At 71.5% G+C, this 15,602-nt stretch carries 8 protein-coding genes and 1 pseudogene; 5 read left to right on the top strand and 4 right to left on the bottom strand.

Annotated features, from left to right (window positions below):
* Nucleotides 1–66 precede the first annotated feature (66 nt).
* Nucleotides 67–2,754, top strand: coding sequence for a DNA polymerase I (gene polA / locus OG801_RS25175; protein ID WP_406031818.1), 2,688 nt, complete (start codon nucleotides 67–69; stop codon nucleotides 2,752–2,754).
* 151 nt (nucleotides 2,755–2,905) lie between these two features.
* On the opposite strand, the gene OG801_RS25180 is transcribed toward polA, so the two are convergent.
* On the bottom strand, nucleotides 2,906–4,147 hold the full coding sequence (locus tag OG801_RS25180; RefSeq protein ID WP_355018475.1) for an oligosaccharide flippase family protein: 1,242 nt from the start codon (nucleotides 4,145–4,147) through the stop codon (nucleotides 2,906–2,908).
* Nucleotides 4,148–4,319: 172 nt separating this feature from the next.
* Between OG801_RS25180 and OG801_RS25185 the strand changes: the two genes are divergently transcribed.
* Nucleotides 4,320–6,023 carry a hypothetical protein gene (locus OG801_RS25185; RefSeq protein ID WP_406031819.1) on the top strand — a complete coding sequence of 568 codons (1,704 nt, stop codon included), beginning with the start codon at nucleotides 4,320–4,322 and terminating at the stop codon, nucleotides 6,021–6,023.
* A 20-nt stretch (nucleotides 6,024–6,043) separates the two neighbouring features.
* Entirely contained in the window at nucleotides 6,044–6,199 is a 156-nt protein-coding gene (locus OG801_RS25190) for a hypothetical protein (protein WP_160024268.1), read from the top strand.
* 64 nt (nucleotides 6,200–6,263) lie between these two features.
* Here the strand turns inward: OG801_RS25190 and OG801_RS25195 are convergent, their stop codons facing one another.
* Complete coding sequence (locus OG801_RS25195; RefSeq protein WP_355018316.1) at nucleotides 6,264–7,421, bottom strand: glycosyltransferase family 4 protein; 1,158 nt, start codon at nucleotides 7,419–7,421, stop codon at nucleotides 6,264–6,266.
* Nucleotides 7,422–7,555: 134 nt separating this feature from the next.
* Here OG801_RS25195 and OG801_RS25200 point away from each other — a divergent pair, with 134 nt between their 5' ends.
* Nucleotides 7,556–8,353, top strand: a complete 798-nt coding sequence (locus OG801_RS25200; RefSeq protein WP_406031820.1) for a class I SAM-dependent methyltransferase — start codon at nucleotides 7,556–7,558, stop codon at nucleotides 8,351–8,353.
* Nucleotides 8,320–12,567, top strand: a complete 4,248-nt coding sequence (locus OG801_RS25205; RefSeq protein WP_406031821.1) for an alpha-(1->3)-arabinofuranosyltransferase family protein — start codon at nucleotides 8,320–8,322, stop codon at nucleotides 12,565–12,567. The genes OG801_RS25200 and OG801_RS25205 overlap by 34 nt, the downstream gene beginning before the upstream one ends.
* A gap of 65 nt (nucleotides 12,568–12,632) precedes the next feature.
* Here the strand turns inward: OG801_RS25205 and OG801_RS25210 are convergent.
* Both OG801_RS25210 and OG801_RS25215 read right to left on the bottom strand, forming a co-directional pair.
* A pseudogene (locus OG801_RS25210) lies at nucleotides 12,633–13,724 on the bottom strand (acyltransferase family protein); the annotation flags it as partial.
* The gene (locus OG801_RS25215; protein ID WP_406031822.1) at nucleotides 13,652–15,571 is read right to left on the bottom strand and encodes a hypothetical protein; all 1,920 of its coding nucleotides are present in this window, start codon (nucleotides 15,569–15,571) and stop codon (nucleotides 13,652–13,654) included. The gene OG801_RS25215 and the pseudogene OG801_RS25210, both read right to left, overlap by 73 nt.
* Nucleotides 15,572–15,602 lie beyond the last annotated feature (31 nt).

The raw sequence follows: 15,602 nt of genomic DNA on the forward strand, positions 1-15,602 counted from the left end.
CCGGGGGACGCGCGGGTCTCGACCCGCGGTCGCGCCGTTGTCGGTGGTCGTGGATAGAGTCGGACCGTGGCTGACGTGACGCGTGACCGACTGCTCCTTCTCGATGGGCACTCGCTGGCCTACCGGGCCTTCTTCGCCCTCCCGGTGGAGAACTTCTCGACCGTCACGGGGCAGAACACCAATGCCGTCTACGGCTTCACCTCGATGCTGGTCAACGTGCTGCGCGACGAGACCCCGACCCATGTCGCGGTCGCCTTCGACCTGTCGCGCCAGACGTTCCGGCTGGAGGAATACTCCGAATACAAGGCCAAGCGCAACAAGACCCCCGACGAGTTCAAGTCCCAGCTGCCGCTGATCCAGCGACTGCTCGACGTACTCCACATCCGCCACCTTTCGCTGGCTGGCTATGAGGCCGACGACATCATCGCGACCCTGGTGACCCAGGGGCTCGAGGCCGGGATGGAGGTGCTGATCCTGACCGGCGACCGCGACTCGCTGCAGCTGGTCACCGAGTCCTCGACCGTTCTCTATCCGATGCGTGGTGTCTCCGACCTGGCGCGGATGACGCCGGAGGCCGTCGAGGCGAAGTACGGGGTCCCTCCGCACCGCTATCCCGAGATCGCCGCGCTGGTGGGGGAGGACTCCGACAACCTGCCCGGCATCCCGGGCGTCGGCCCGAAGACCGCCGCGAAGTGGATCAACACCTACGACGGCCTCGACAACGTGATCACCCACGCCGACCAGATCAAGGGCAAGGCAGGCGACAACCTTCGCGCCCACCTCGGCGACGTGATGCGCAACCGGCGGCTCAACGCCCTGGTCCGAGACCTGACCCTGGAGGTCGGCCCGGCAGACTTCGGGCGGGTCGAGTGGGACCGGGCAGCCGCGCTGGAGCTCCTCGACGAGCTCGAGTTCCGCGGCGAGATCCGCACCCGGATCACCGACGTCCTCGCTCCCGAGGACGACGTCCCGGTCGACGAGAGCGGGTTCGCACTTGAGGGCGAGATGCTGGCGCCCGGTGCCGTCGCTACGTTCCTCGAGGAGCTCGGGGCCACGCCCGTCGGGGTGCATGTGCGCGGGACCTGGGGTTCCGGCACCGGCCGCGTGGACGGGTTCGGCTTCGCGACGCAGGAGCGGGCTGCGTACGTCGGGGTGGAGGAGCTCACCCCCGAGGACGAAGCCGCGCTGGCGGGCTGGCTCGCGGACGCGTCGAAGCCGAAGATCATGCACGACGCCAAGGGGCCCGAGCTGGCGATCGACGCCCACGGCTGGTCCCTGGGCGGGCTGGTGACCGACACGGCGCTGTCGGCCTACATCGTGGCGCCCGACCAGCGCTCCTACGACCTCGCCGACCTGACGCTGCGTTACCTCAAGCGTGAGCTCAAGCAGGAGGACGACGGTGGCCAGGAGTCGCTCTTCGGCGACGACGAGGTCGGTGGCGACGGCGTGGCCAGGACCTCGATGCTCTATGCCAGGGCCGTGCTCGACCTCGCCGTCGAGCTCGACTCGGCGGTCGAGGCCGCCAGCGGACACCGCCTGCTCTCCGAGGTGGAGCTTCCGCTGCTGCATCTGCTGGCGCGGATGGAGAAGACCGGCATCGCGGTCGACACCGAGCACCTCGACGCCCTGGAGCGACACTTCGCCGGCCAGATGAAGCAGGCGGCCGACGACGCCTACGGCGTGATCGGGAAGGAGATCAACCTCGGCTCGCCCAAGCAGCTGCAGGTGGTGCTCTTCGACGAGCTCGACATGCCGAAGACGAAGCGCACCAAGACCGGCTGGACCACCGACGCCGACGCGCTGCAGCAGCTCTACGTGAAGACCGAGCACCCGTTCCTCCTCGCCCTGCTGCGTCACCGCGACGTCACTCGGCTGCGGGTCACCATCGAGGGCCTGCTGAAGACCGTGCAGGACGACGGCCGGATCCACACCACCTTCAACCAGACCATCGCGGCCACCGGGCGGCTCTCCTCGACCGAGCCCAACCTGCAGAACATCCCGGTACGCACCGAGGAGGGTCGCGGGATCCGCAAGGGCTTCGTGGTCGGCGACGGCTTCGAGTCGCTGATGACCGCCGACTACAGCCAGATCGAGATGCGGATCATGGCGCATCTGTCCGAGGACGAGCTGCTCATCGAGGCGTTCCGCTCCGGACGCGACTTCCACTCGATCACCGCCGCTCGGGTCTTCGGCGTCGACCCCGACGCGGTCTCGGTCGAGCAGCGGGCCAAGATCAAGGCGATGAACTACGGCCTCGCCTACGGCCTGTCCGCCTTCGGCCTCTCCCAGCAGCTCGGGATCGAGCCGAGCGAGGCGCGTGGGCTGATGGAGGAGTACTTCGAGACCTTCGGTGGCATCCGCGACTACCTGCGCAGCCTGGTCGAGGAGGCACGGCGCACCGGTTACACCGAGACCATCATGGGCCGCCGCCGCTACCTGCCCGACCTGCTCTCGGACAACCGCCAGCGGCGCGAGACCGCCGAGCGGATGGCGCTCAACGCCCCCATCCAAGGCTCGGCCGCCGACCTGATCAAGGTCGCCATGCTGCGGGTCCAGGCCGCCCTCGACGAGGCCGGCCTCTCCTCCCGGATGCTCCTCCAGGTCCACGACGAGCTCGTCTTCGAGGTCGCCTCGGGGGAGCGGGAGGCGTTGGAGTCGCTCGTACGCGAGCAGATGGGCTCTGCCGCCGACCTCAACGTCCCCCTCGACGTCTCCGTCGGCACCGGCCTGTCCTGGCACGAAGCCGCCCACTGAGCGCCGAGGCGTCCCGTACGTCGTCCGAGACGTCAATTCGGTAGGTCGAATCGGCAGTTGTGGGCGACGAAACTCTACTTTCGTCGCCCACAACTGCCATCTCGGCCGACGCAACTGACGTCTCGGTGTGCGGGGGTGACGCCTCGGTGGATCAGGCGCGGTGTGGGGTCTGGCTGAGGCGCCAGAAGGTGACCGTCAGGAGGACGGCGGCGAGGGCGGCGTCGACGATGAGTACGGTCCAGACGAGGCCTTCGACGGTGGTCTGCATCGCGCCGAGAGCGAGGGCGGCGGCGACGGCCATCCAGAGAAGGTACGCCGAGAGCCGGCTGCGCCGGGCCAGGACCGAGTAGACGAGCAGCTGGAGTACGGACAGCACCATGCCGAGGATCGCGAAGACCCAGAGCAGGCCCTCGATCTCGGCGTAGTCGGGGCCGCCGATGAAGATCATCGCGAGCCACGACAGCAGCCACGAGCCGGCGATCGCGCACGCGCCGAGACCGCCGACGAGCGCGAGCGACTTGACCAGCGCGGAGCGGCGGCTGGCCTCGGCCGACATCGACGGGAAGGCGATGATCACCACGAACTGCGGTAGGAACAGCACCGCCTTGGTGAGGATCAGGCCACCGGCGTACAGGCCGGAGACGTGGTCGGTGAGCACGTTGCGCGCGATCAGGATGTCGACGTTGGAGAGCGCGAAGAAGCCCAGCAGCGCGAACGAGCCATGGAGCATCTCGACGACGACGGGCTTCACCGGCCCGGGCCTCGCCTCGGTGTCGGCGCGACGTCGTAGCACCCACCATCCGACGACCGCCGGCGCGAACTGGGCCAGCGCGACGCCGGCCATGGCGGCGCCCTCGGTGGGGCGGATCCACATCGCGGCGGTGGTGACGATGACGCGGGGGATACCGAGAGCCAGGTAGACCATCGCCAGGGCGAGCCAACGGCGCTCACCCTGCAGCACCCCGGCCTGACCACCCATGATGGTCAGCGGTACGGCACACACCGCGACCAGCAGAGCGGGATAGATGGAGTCGAGCCGCAGCACCCGCGACACCAGCGGCGAGGCGGCGAGCATGACGATCCCGACGACGATGGCCGCACGGTAGGTCGCTCGCAGCACCGTTTGCTCGATGACGCGCTCCTGGCCGGGCGTCTCGGTCACCCGTCGCGACGCCGTCGCCTGCATGCCGAGCTGGACGACGCCGACCACGAGGAGCAGCGACATCATCGACGCGACGCCGCCGTACTGTCCGGGGCCGAGGATCCGGGCGGCGATGATCTGAAAGCCGTACGTCGCGATGTTGGTGACCATGATGCAGACGGCGAGGAAGCCGCTGCTGCGGATGAGCGCGGACAGCCTGCGCCGGCGGGCGCTGGTCGGGCTGGCGGTCATCGTGGGCACTTGGAAAGCCTAGGGTGCGGCGGGTCACATGCCGGCACCGGCATCCGCCCAGGACCGGAACTCGATCGCCACAACTGACGTCTCGTCCGACGTAACTGACGTCTCGCGCGACCGGGGTGACTTCTCGGCGGGGCGGGGCCTGGGGAGGGCTTAGGGTTGCCGCGTGATCGAACGGGCGGCCCCGACCGTGTGGGCGGGTGTGCTGGCGGTGCTGATGCTGGGGCCGGCGCTGGGGGCGGGGTTCGTGCTCAGCTACGACATGGTGTGGGTGCCGGATCTCGCGCTGACCCGGGATGTGCTCGGCCTGGGGTCCGGGCTGCCGCGGGCGGTGCCCTCCGACGCCGTGATCGCGGTGCTGGACGAGGTCGTGCCGGGCCTCGCGCTGCAGAAGCTCGTGCTGGTGGGAGCGCTGGTCCTCGCCGGGGCGGGTGCCGCCGAGCTGGTTCGGGAGCGCTCGCTCGCCGCGCGGCTGGCGGTGGTGAGCCTGACCGTATGGAGCGCGTACGTCGCCGAGCGGCTGTGGATGGGCCACTGGCCGATGCTGCTGGCCTATGCCGCGGTGCCCTGGCTGGTGCTGGCCGGCCGACGGTGGGTCGCGACTGAACCCGACCCGGCCGAGCGCGGCCCCCTGTGGCTGCTCCCGGTCCTGCTCGTCGGGAGCCTGAGCGCCAGTGCGGGGATCGTGTCGGCCGCCGTACTGCTCGCGACCGGTCTGCGCCGGGGCCGGCGACCGGTGCTGCTGCTCGCGATGGTGGCCGCGGTCAACGCGCCCTGGGTGATCGCGGGCCTGGCTCACGCGGGCGAGGCGGCGTCGGCGACCGGGTTCGAGGTCTTCGCGCTGCGCGGCGACGCCCTGCCCGCCCCGCTGGCAGCCCTGACCCTCGGCGGGATCTGGAACACCTCGGTCGTCCCCGCGAGCCGCGAGAGCTGGCCGGCCTGGGTGGCCCTGGCGCTCCTGGTGGCGCTGATCGGTGCCGGACTCCGGCGGTGGTGGGTCTCCGACAGCCAACGGATCGCGATCCTGGGGCTGTGGTTGGCCGGGATGGCGATCGCCGTCGCCGGCTGGGCGGCGCCCGAGGCCCTCGACGACCTCGCTCAGGACATCCCCGGTCTCGCGCTGATGCGGGACAGCAGCCGTCTGCTTCCGCTGTGCCTGCCGCTGCTCGTCCTGACCGTCGCGGCCGGGGTCGACGCGCTGCGCGACCGGCTTCGCGGGACCGCACCACGATGGGCCGCCGCCGTCGCCCTGGTCCTCGCCCCGGTCGCCGTCCTGCCCGACGCCGCCTGGGGTCTCGCCGGCGGCATCGGCACGGCCGACTACCCGACGTCCTGGCAGCAGGCGAGCGCGACGCTCGCCGAGGAGTCGGCACCGGGTGACGTACTCGTCCTGCCCTGGTCCGCCTACCGAGCGCCGGCGTGGAACGAACATCGTCCCGTCCTCGATCCGCTGCCGAGGATGCTGCCCAGGGCGAGCGTGACCAACGGCGACCTCGTCATCGGTCAGACCGAGATCGAGGGGGAGGACCCGCGCGCAACGGCCGCCGCCGAGGCCCTCGCCGCACCGGACCCCGAAGCGCGGGCGGCCGAGCTGAGCCGCCTCGGGATCGGGTACGTCATCACCGACCGCACCGCGGGCGAGGCGCCGCAGATAGCGGGCGAGACGGTCCACGACAGCGGCGACCTGGTCCTGCAGCGCCTGCCGGGGGAGGCGACCCAGCCGGCCGCGTACGCCATGGGCCCGGTGGCGCTGACGGCGGTGATCGTCGCGTGGGTGGCATACGGCCTGGCCTGGCTCGGAGCCACAACATCAACAGTTCTGCTACTGATCAGTATTGTTCGCCGGCCGGCTGCTAAAGTTCGCCGCTAGGAGAGGGAGGTCACATATCCATGGGCAACATCATTGCCATCGTCGCCAGCATTCTTGTCGGCGGCGGAGTCGCCGCAGCGACCATCGTCGGAGTCGTCACCAGCAGCACGGACAACACCGTCGAGAATCCTCCGAGCGTCTCTGAGTCGACGGTTCAGTACGGCACCAACGACTGAGCTCGACAAAGCGAAAGAGGCCCGGCGGTGATCCGCCGGGCCTCTTCTCAATCTCTACGAGCAGTCAGTCCGCGCTGACCACGTGCCCCTGGAGCGCGGAGGCGAGCACGGCGTTGAAGTTGAGCTGGCTCTGCTCCCAGGTGTGCTTGCGCGCGTGCCACCGGGCACCCTCGGCCAGCTCCTTGCGGCGGATCTCGTCGCCGAGCAGGTGGTCGAGCGCGGCCACGAAGCCGGCCTGGTCGTCGACCAGCACCCCGGACTCGCCGTCGTCGATCGACTCGGTCGTCCCGCCGGCGTCGCGGAAGGCGACGGTCGGGGTGCCGTGCTGGGCGGCCTCGGTGACGACCAGGCCCCAGCCCTCCTTCAGCGACGGCAGCGCCATCAGCCAGGACCGCTCGTAGACCGACTCCTTGGTCTCCTCGTCGACATGCCCCAGCATCTCGACGAAGTCGCCGGCCCCCACCCGGGAGACGTACGCAGCCAGCTCGTCGGCCCACCAGCCGCCGCCCACGATGCTCAGCCTCAGGTCCGGGTAGGACGCCCGCAGTGCCACCGCCGCGTCCACGGCGAGCTCGACCCGCTTGTGCGGCACCAGCCGCCCGACGACACAGATGGAGGGGTGCTCGGTCTTCGCCGGCCGGTCGCTCAGCGCCGGGGCGGCGCCGTTGTGCACGACCGCGACCCGGGCGGGGTCGACGCCGAGCGTGGCCAGCTCGGCCCGGGTGGCGCGGGAGACCGCGACGTACTGCTTGTGACGGTAGAGCCGCGGCGCGAGCCACGACTCGACCCACCAGCCGATCCGTCCGGACAGCCCTGGGTAGACCACCGGCCACTGCTCGCGGTGGACGTGGTGGACGAGCACCGTGACCGGCGCCCTGGTGCCGAGCGGGCAGAAGAACGGGAGCCCGTTCTGCACATCGATGACCGCGTCGACGCGGCCGATCGGGCCCAGCCGGCCCAGCGCCAGCAGCAGCACGCCCCACAGGTAGATGCTGAGCTTGCCGCCGCGGCGTACGTAGCGGATGCCGTCGCGCTCCTCCCGGGCACGCGCCCCTGGATAGGCGGCGGTGAACACGGTGACCCGTGCTCCCGCGCCGACCAGTCCGGCGGTGATCTGGTGGAGATAGTGCTCGGCTCCACCGGCTTCAGGGTTGTCTGTATCGCGCCAGCTGAAGACCGCCACATGGCGACCCTCCAGCTGCGCTCCCTCGTTGGCGCGCAAAACTCAGTTCTCCCCTGACTCGCAGTTTCCCCGCACTGAGCGCTCCCTCCCCAGGGGTCACGCAGTTACCGGAGAGTAGGACACTTCGTGACCAAATGCACACCCGTTGGGGTAATTCGGTTAGGGTTCCCGCCGTGCCGAACCTCCTCGACCCCCGGAGCGGGGACCAGATCGACGCCCCGGTCGGCAGCGGCTGGCGGGCGACGCTGCGGCGCTCCGTACGCCTCTTCAGTGACTTCCGCGTGGAGCAGACCGATCCCGCGCGCTTCTACACCGCGCTGGCGGCAGACTCGGTCGGCCAGCTCGCGCACTACACCGACGGAGAGACACTTCAGGGCACGGTCCTGCTCGACGTCGGCGGTGGCCCGGGCTACTTCCGCGACGCCTTCATGAGGGCCGGCGCGACCTACCTCGCGCTCGACGCCGACGCCGGTGAGATGCAGGGTGCCGGGATCGTCGCCGAGGGCAGCATGCTGGGCGACGGGATGCGGTTGCCCGTCCGCACCGGCTCGGTCGACGCCTGCTACTCCTCCAACGTGCTCGAGCACGTCCCGACCCCGACAGCCATGCTGGACGAGATGCTCCGGGTCACCAGGCCCGGGGGCGTCGTCTTCTGCTCCTACACGCTGTGGTGGGGTCCCTGGGGCGGCCACGAGACCAGCCCGTGGCACCTGCTCGGCGGCCGGTACGCGCGCCGCCGCTACCTGCGCAAGTACGGGCACGAGCCCAAGAACAAGTTCGGCGAGTCGATGTACGCAGCGACCGCCTCCGCCGGGCTGCGCTGGGCGCGCGCCCAGCGCCGGGCGGGCAACGCCGAGATCCTGGCTGCGGTTCCGCGCTACCACCCGGCGTGGGCGGCGTGGCTGATGCGGGTCCCGGTGGTGAGGGAGGTGCTCTCATGGAACCTCCTGCTCGTGCTGCGCAAGACGTGACCCCGGACCCGCCGAGCGCCACTTCAAAACTCCGGCTCATCGCGTACGTCGCGATCCTGACCGCGATCACGTTCACCCAGGCCCCGGGCCGGATCGTCGCGGACACCAAGTTCGACCTCAGCGCCGACCCGTGGACCTTCCTGGCCCGGGCGCTGAACATGTGGGACGCCCAGGGCGCCTTCGGTCAGGTGCAGAACCAGGCGATCGGCTACCTGTGGCCGATGGGTCCCTTCTACGGTCTGGGCCAGCTGGCGCAGCTGCCGGACTGGGTGATCCAGCGGCTGTGGTGGGCGCTGCTGCTCAACCTGGCCTTCCTCGGCGTGCTGGCGGTGGCCCGCGAGCTGCAGCTGGGGCGGCCGTGGGCGCAGGTCGCGGGTGCCGCCGCGTACGTCCTGACGCCACGCGTGATGACCATCCTCGGCGCCAACTCGGCCGAGCTGTGGCCGACCGCGGTCGCGCCGTGGGTGCTGCTCGCGGTCATCCGGGCCAGCGGCACGACCACGGCGAAGGACCTGGTGCGCTGGTGCGCCGTGGCCGCCCTCGCGGTCGCCTGCGCGGGCGGGGTCAACGCGACCGCGGTCTCGGCGGTGATCGTCCCGGGCGTGGTCTTCCTGCTGACCAGGACCGGTGTCCGGCGGTTCGCCGCACTGGCGCTGTGGGGCGTGTTCACCATCCTCGCCACCCTGTGGTGGACGATCCCGCTGGTGCTCCAGGGCCGCTACATCCCGCCCTTCCTCGACTACATCGAGACCGCCGCGGTGACCTCCTCGACCACCGGTCTGCTGCCGACGCTGCTCGGCACCTCCGACTGGGTGGCGTACGCCGACCCGCTCTACTACCCGGCCGGGCAGAGCCTGCACGCCACGCCCTTCCTGGTTCTCGACGCGGCCGCCGTCGTCGCCATCGGGCTCGCCGGGCTGGCCGGGATCGGCCGCGCGCGTCGCCACCCCGAGACCCGGTTCCTGATCGGCTGCGTGCTGGCCGGCGCCGTCCTGGTCGGGATCGGCTACACCGGCGCGCTGGCGGGCTGGGGAGCCGAGGCCCGTCAGGACCTCGTCGACGGCGCTCTGGCCGCGGTGCGCAACAGCCACAAGTACGACGCGGTGCTCCGTCTCGGGCTCGCCGCCGGGGTCGTGCTCACCGTCGAGACCATCCTCTTCCGCGCCGAGCTGGCGCGAGCCTCCGGGACGGCCACGAAGGCCGCGCAGTGGCTCAGGAGGGTGTTCGTCATCGCCGTGGTGGCCGCGCTGGCCGGCCTGGCGGTGCCCTGGGTGCGCGGCCAGGTGCCGCCACCGGGGTCGATCGAGAACGTCCCGGCCTTCTGGACCGACGCCGCCGACTACCTCTCCGAGAACGACGACGGCGGCGTGACGCTCGTGGTCCCGGCCGCCCGGTTCGGCGACTACCTGTGGGGCAGCACCCACGACGAGGTCCTGCAGCCCTACGCCGACTCCCGCTGGGCGGTACGCGGCGTGGTGCCGCTGGCCGAGCCCGGCAACGTCGTCTGGCTCGACCGGGTCACCGAGGAGATCGAGCGCGGCACCCCCAGTGCGGACCTCGCCCCGATGCTGGCCAAGGCCGGCGTGACCCGGCTGCTGGTGCGCAACGACCTGCACTGGGGCACCACTGGCGCCCCGCCGCCCTCCCTGGTCCACGCCACCCTCGCCCAGTCGCCCGGGCTGACCCGGGAGGCGAGCTTCGGCACCGAGTTCGGCAACACCACCTACCACCGCGAGAAGGGCACCCGCGTCCTCGTCGACGGGGGACTGGCCGGGGAGTACCCCCCGATCGAGATCTACGAGGTCGACGGCGCCACCGCCGACGGCACCCTGATCCCGGCGAAGACGACCGTGATGGGCGACCCCGGTGAGCCCGCCAGCGGAGCGCCGGCGGTGCTGACCGCCGACGACACCCGGTCGGACGCCGACGGCTCCGAGGAGAGGGCCGACGTCATCCTGACCGACGGCCAGCGGCGGCGTACGACCCTCTTCTCCGGGGTCCGCGCCAACTCCTCCGCGACCCGCACCGCCGAGGAGGGCGTCGACTCCGATCAGCCCGAGAGCTTCCACCGCTACCTGGAGGATCAGGAGCGGTGGCAGAGCACCATGGTCTGGCGCGGGGTCGAGGCCGTGGAGGCCTCCAGCTCGGCGGCGACCCCGGAGGAGGTCCCGGTCGACCGCGGCCGGGCGCCCTCGGCGGCCCTGGACGGCGACCCCGACACCGCGTGGCGCACCGAGACCGGATGGGACCGCACCCCGGAGGGCGCCTGGTTCCGGGTGCGGTTCGAGGACGAGACCGACCTCGGCAAGGTCACCATCACGATCCCTGCGAACGTCGTCGGGGTCGAACGCCTCGAGCTCGTCGCCGGTGCCCAGATGCGCAAGGTCTACGCCCCGCTGCCGGGGGAGGAGGCGACGTACGACCTCACCGGGTTCAGCGCGCGCAACCTCACCATCACCGCCCGCGGAGCCACCGCCTACGGCCCTTGGGGGATCAGCGAGCTCGACATCGAGGGCGTCGACGCCCAGCGCCTGGTCGCGCTCCCGGAGCCGCCGGAGGACACCACGATCCGCAAGATCCGGCTCGGTCGCGACACCGACCGCAGCGGCTGCATAGACCAGGGCGGCGTGCTCTACTGCGAGCCGTTCCTGGCCGCCAACGGCGACGACGGCGACAACCTGGATCGGCTCATCACCCTCACCCGCGGACAGTCGTTCGACGTCACCGGGACCGTGTCGCTGCGCCGCGACCACGCCTACGCCGCGGCGGCCGCAGCCCTCGCCGGCGTGGACATCACCGCCCCGAGCAGCGGGGACATCGCCCAGTCGGCGCTCGCGATGGCCGACGGCGACGACGGCACGTCCTGGCGGGCGCCGTCGACCGGCCCGGCCACGGTGACCCTCGGGTTGTCCGAGCGGCAGCGGATCAGGTCGCTGCGGCTCGTGGTCAACGAGGCCGCCCCGGTCAGCATCCCCACCGAGGTCGAGATCACCGACCTGCGCCGCCCCAAGCGCACGGTCACCCGCGAGGTCGACTCGGACGGCGACGTCGCGGTGCCCAGCGGCTGGCGCACCGACCGGCTCCGGATCCGGATCACCGAGACCGACGCCGCCTACGACCAGCCCTCCAGCATGGCCGACGCGACCGAGCTCCCCGCCGGCATCTCCGAGCTGGAGGTCAACGGCCGTCCGCTCGGCGACGGGACGCTTCGGGCAGGCTGCGCCGACGGTCCTCCCATCCGCGTCGGCGAGCGGGTGCTGCGTACGGCGGTCAACGGGTCGCTCTCCGCCCTGCTGCGCGGTGGCGAGCTGCCGCTGAGGGTCTGCGGTACGGCCCCGATCAACCTGGCTGCCGGCGAGAACACCCTGCTCGCCGACCCGGTGGATGCGCTCCGCGTCGACAGCCTCGAGCTCAGCGCTGAGGTGATCGCGGATGCGGAATCCCCGGAGGCGGTCGAGGTCGAGCGCGACGAGCGCGACACCGCGGTCTCGGCGACGGTCTCCGCCGAGGCGTACGACCGGGTCCTCGTGCTCCCGCAGAACATCAACACCGGCGCCACCGCGACCCTGGACGGCGAGGTCCTGCGCGCCCAGCGGGTCGACGGCTGGCAGCAGGGCTGGATCGTGCCCGCCGGCGCCGGGGGAGAGGTACGTTTCGGCTTCGCGCCCGAGGACACCTACCGTGCCGGGCTGATCGCCGGTGCGGGCGGCGCGGCGCTGGTCCTGGCGCTCGCGCTGGTGACCTCATGGCGCCGCCGCGGCACCCCGCCGAGCCTGGAGCTGTTCCCCGTGGCCGCGCCGTGGCGGTGGTACGACGGCGTTCTGCTGGTCCTCGTGGCAGGTCTGCTCGCCGGCTGGTGGGGCGCCCTGGCCGCCGTGGTCGCCTGGCTGCTGCCACGCCTGACCGGCCGCCGGCCGGCTCTCGTACGCCTCCTGGCCGCCGGGTCCGGGGCAGCGCTGCTCGCCGGCGCCCTGGCCGTCGAGATCCTCCCGACAGCCTGGGACCTGCCCTGGGACCCGCCCGCCTGGACGGCTCAGGCGCTCTCGCTGGTCGCGATCGTGCTGGTCGCCGCGGCCGCCTCGGTCTCACCGGGCTCTGACGCAGACGCGGGCACGGTCTCGGCGTCAGGCTCCGGCTCGGGCCGCCGCTTCGGCCGGCGCCCGGAGGGACGCCAGCCGCGCAGCCGCATCATCCGGCGCTCGAAGAAGATGTAGGACAGCGCCGCGATCGGAATGGTGACGGCGAGCGTCATCCCCAGGACGGTCCAGAAGCGGTCGTTGAAGGTGCCGAACCCGAGCAGCTCCATGCCCATCAGCAGCACGAACATGTGGATCGAGAAGACGCCGTAGGAGATCTCGCCCAGGGCGCTGGGCACCGGACTGGCCAGCCAGCGGCGTACGGGGCCGTCGAGCTCGGGCCCGAAGACCAGCGGGAAGATGACGCACACGGCGACCGCGCCGTAGAGCACGCACTTGAGCGCCGACTCGGCCGGCGTCGGCGCATCGACCAGCCCGGTCGGGCCGGTGATCGGCGTGCAGGCCGCGACGAAGAGCCCCAGCGCCAGCAGCCACCAGCCGGCCAGGTCGCGCGCGGCAGCGTCCAGCCGCGCCCGCATGCCCGGGTCGACCGAGCAGGCCGCGAGCGCGGTGCCGGCCAGGAACCACGGCAGGTAGGCCGGCAGCCATTCCGCCGCGAAAGGCTGGTCGAACCAGGTCCGGGCGCCGGCCGCGAAGGCCACGCCGCCGATCGAGAGCAGCAGGCAGACGACGAGCACGCGGCGTACGTCCAGGCGGTCTCGCGGCGTCAGCAGCCGCACCACCAGCGGCAGCGCGAGGTAGAAGGCGACCTCGGTGCACAGGCTCCACATGTGCGCCAGGCCGTAGGCGTGCGTGTCCTGGGTGTAGATCTGGGTCAGGGTCAGGTTGGCGATCCAGCCGCCGACGCCGACGTCGGAGTTCGCGGGTGCGGCGATCAGGCAGACGGCGACGACGACCCAGTAGAGCGGCAGGATCCGCAGCGCCCGCTTCCACAGGTAGCGTCCGGTGCTCGGCGGCGGAGCTCCGGCGGCGCTGGCCGCGAACCACGGCCTGGCCAGCAGGAACCCGGAGACCACGAAGAAGAGCGCCACGCCGAGGTCGAAGTGGGCGAGCATGGCCCCGGTCCAGCCCTGCGGGTAGCGGCCGGTGTGGAACGCGACGTGGGTCAGCACGACCATCAGCGCCCCGACGGCGCGCAGCGCGTCGAGCGTGAGGAATCGGCGATCCATATCGCCTCGGGCTTCGCTTCGGCCGTCCATCATCAGTCCTCCACAGGCCCTGAGATCGGGTCGCCGAACGGCACCACGCTGCCGACCTCGATGCCACCCAGGCATGGCTTCGACCCCGGAGTCAGGCTCTGGAGGCCGATGGTGTCGAAGCGTCCCTCGCCCGTGCGCAGGTAGAGGCTGCGGAACCCGGGCTCGACCTCGACATCGTAGGAGTGGTCGCCGGCGGTCACGCGCATCCGGCCAGCGTCCTTGGCGGCAGCCACGTAGGCGACCCGGATCCACCACCCGGCGCCGTCGACGCCGCCGTCCAGGCCCACCTCGAGCGGCGTCTGCCGCACGCGCAGCTTGCACTGGTCCAGGCTCGGCGTCGGGTCGACGGCGCCGACCGAGCGTCGCTCGGGCTCGACCAGGGCCGGCCGGATGTGGCCGTCCTTGTCGACGAGGTAGAGATTGTCGGTGCTGGCCCGGGGGAACGCCATCTTGTCCGACAGCGGCCGGAGCACCCGGTTCACCTGGTTGTAGGGGTACGACGCGCCCCAGACCATCCACTCGGGCACCGGTCCGTCGGCCATCGGCAGCGGCTCCTCGACCTCGGCCAGGTCGGCGCGGACGGTGTCGATGTAGCGCCGGGTGTTGTCGTCGTCGTGCCAGCCCTGGGTGTAGGAGTAGGACGAGAAGAGCCCCTGGGCGGCGACGACCGCGGTCGCCACGGCGACCCGCCGGGGGACGTCGAGGAAGGGTGACGTACGAGTCGGGGTGAGCGTCTCCACGGCCCCGCGCAGCGGCAGCGTGGCCAGCGCGAGCGCCATCGCGGTCACCGCGATCGTGTCGGTGAGGTAGCGGTAGGCGAGCGCGATGTCGGCGCCGACGCCGCCGGCCCGGATGGCGGTGATCAGGGCGATGTCGATGACGAGGATGCCGCCGACCAGCCACCAGGCCCGCAGCGCGATCGAGCGGGTGCGGGCGAGCTCGAAGGTCAGCAGTGCCAGCACGCCGACGGCGAGCACCGAGACCACCGCGCCGGGCTCGGCCCAGCCGGCGGAGTTGCCCTCGATCCACTTCCAGCGCAGCGGCCCGCCGACCACGCCGGGCGCCCACGACTCCAGCAGGAACCGCTGTGCGACCAGCGCGAACCCGTTGGCGTCAGAGCTGCCCGACGCCTTCGACGAGCCCGCGCCCAGGGTGAGGTAGGCGACCACGGAGCCGATCGAGACGACCCCGTAGAGGAGTACGCCGGGCAGGTAGCGGCCCATGATGGTCCGCAGCCGGGTCAGGATGTCACCGCTCGCGAACCAGCCCAGTGCCAGCACGGCGTAGGGCCAGAACAGCAGCATCGCCTTCTCGCCGAAGGCGATGGCGGCCAGGGTGATGAGCATCGCCAGCAGAGCCCAGCGGAACCGCCGCGTACGCAGGTAGTTGAGGTGTGCCCACGACCCCCAGAAGATCGCGGCGAGGAACGGCAGCTGGGTGATCCCGGGACCCCAGGACAGGAACGCCGGCAGGCTGATCGAGCTGAACAGGAACAGCGCCAGCGGCGGCAGGATCCCGCGCCGCTTCCCGAATGCGGAGCAGAGGAAGACCAGCGCGCCCAGGTTCGCGATCGCCTGCAGCACCAGCAGCTCGGCGGCCGGGTAGGCCCAGGCGTACGGGTCGAGGCCGAAGTTGTAGGCCGTCAGCGCGAACGCTCCCGGCATCAGATGTCCGGCGAACCCGTGGAAGAGCAGGTCGGCCGAGAGGCCGTCGGACATCAGCTTCGACATGAAGTTCGCGTCGTCGAAGCGGTACCACGAGCCGCTCAGCGCCCAGGCGCGGAAGGCGAGCTGGGCCACGATCAGGGCGAGCGCGGTCGCCACGACGTTGCGGGGAGTCGCGAGCAGGCCGTCGGCAGCGGGCGCGTCGGCTGGCCCGCCGGTGTGCCCGGCAGCAGTGGTTGTGGGATGGGGGGAGGACACGAAGAGGAAGTGTCGCACAGCAGTTTGTGAC

The sequence above is a fragment of the Nocardioides sp. NBC_00163 genome (assembly GCF_045206295.1).
GTDB lineage: Bacteria > Actinomycetota > Actinomycetes > Propionibacteriales > Nocardioidaceae > Nocardioides.

Bases quoted from the DNA above. Each gene is read 5' to 3' on its own strand.
- OG801_RS25180 (WP_355018475.1), bottom strand. From the start codon at position 4,147: ATGACCGCCAGCCCGACCAGCGCCCGCCGGCGCAGGCTGTCCGCGCTC.
- OG801_RS25190 (WP_160024268.1), top strand. From the start codon at position 6,044: ATGGGCAACATCATTGCCATCGTCGCCAGCATTCTTGTCGGCGGCGGA.
- OG801_RS25205 (WP_406031821.1), top strand. From the start codon at position 8,320: ATGGAACCTCCTGCTCGTGCTGCGCAAGACGTGACCCCGGACCCGCCG.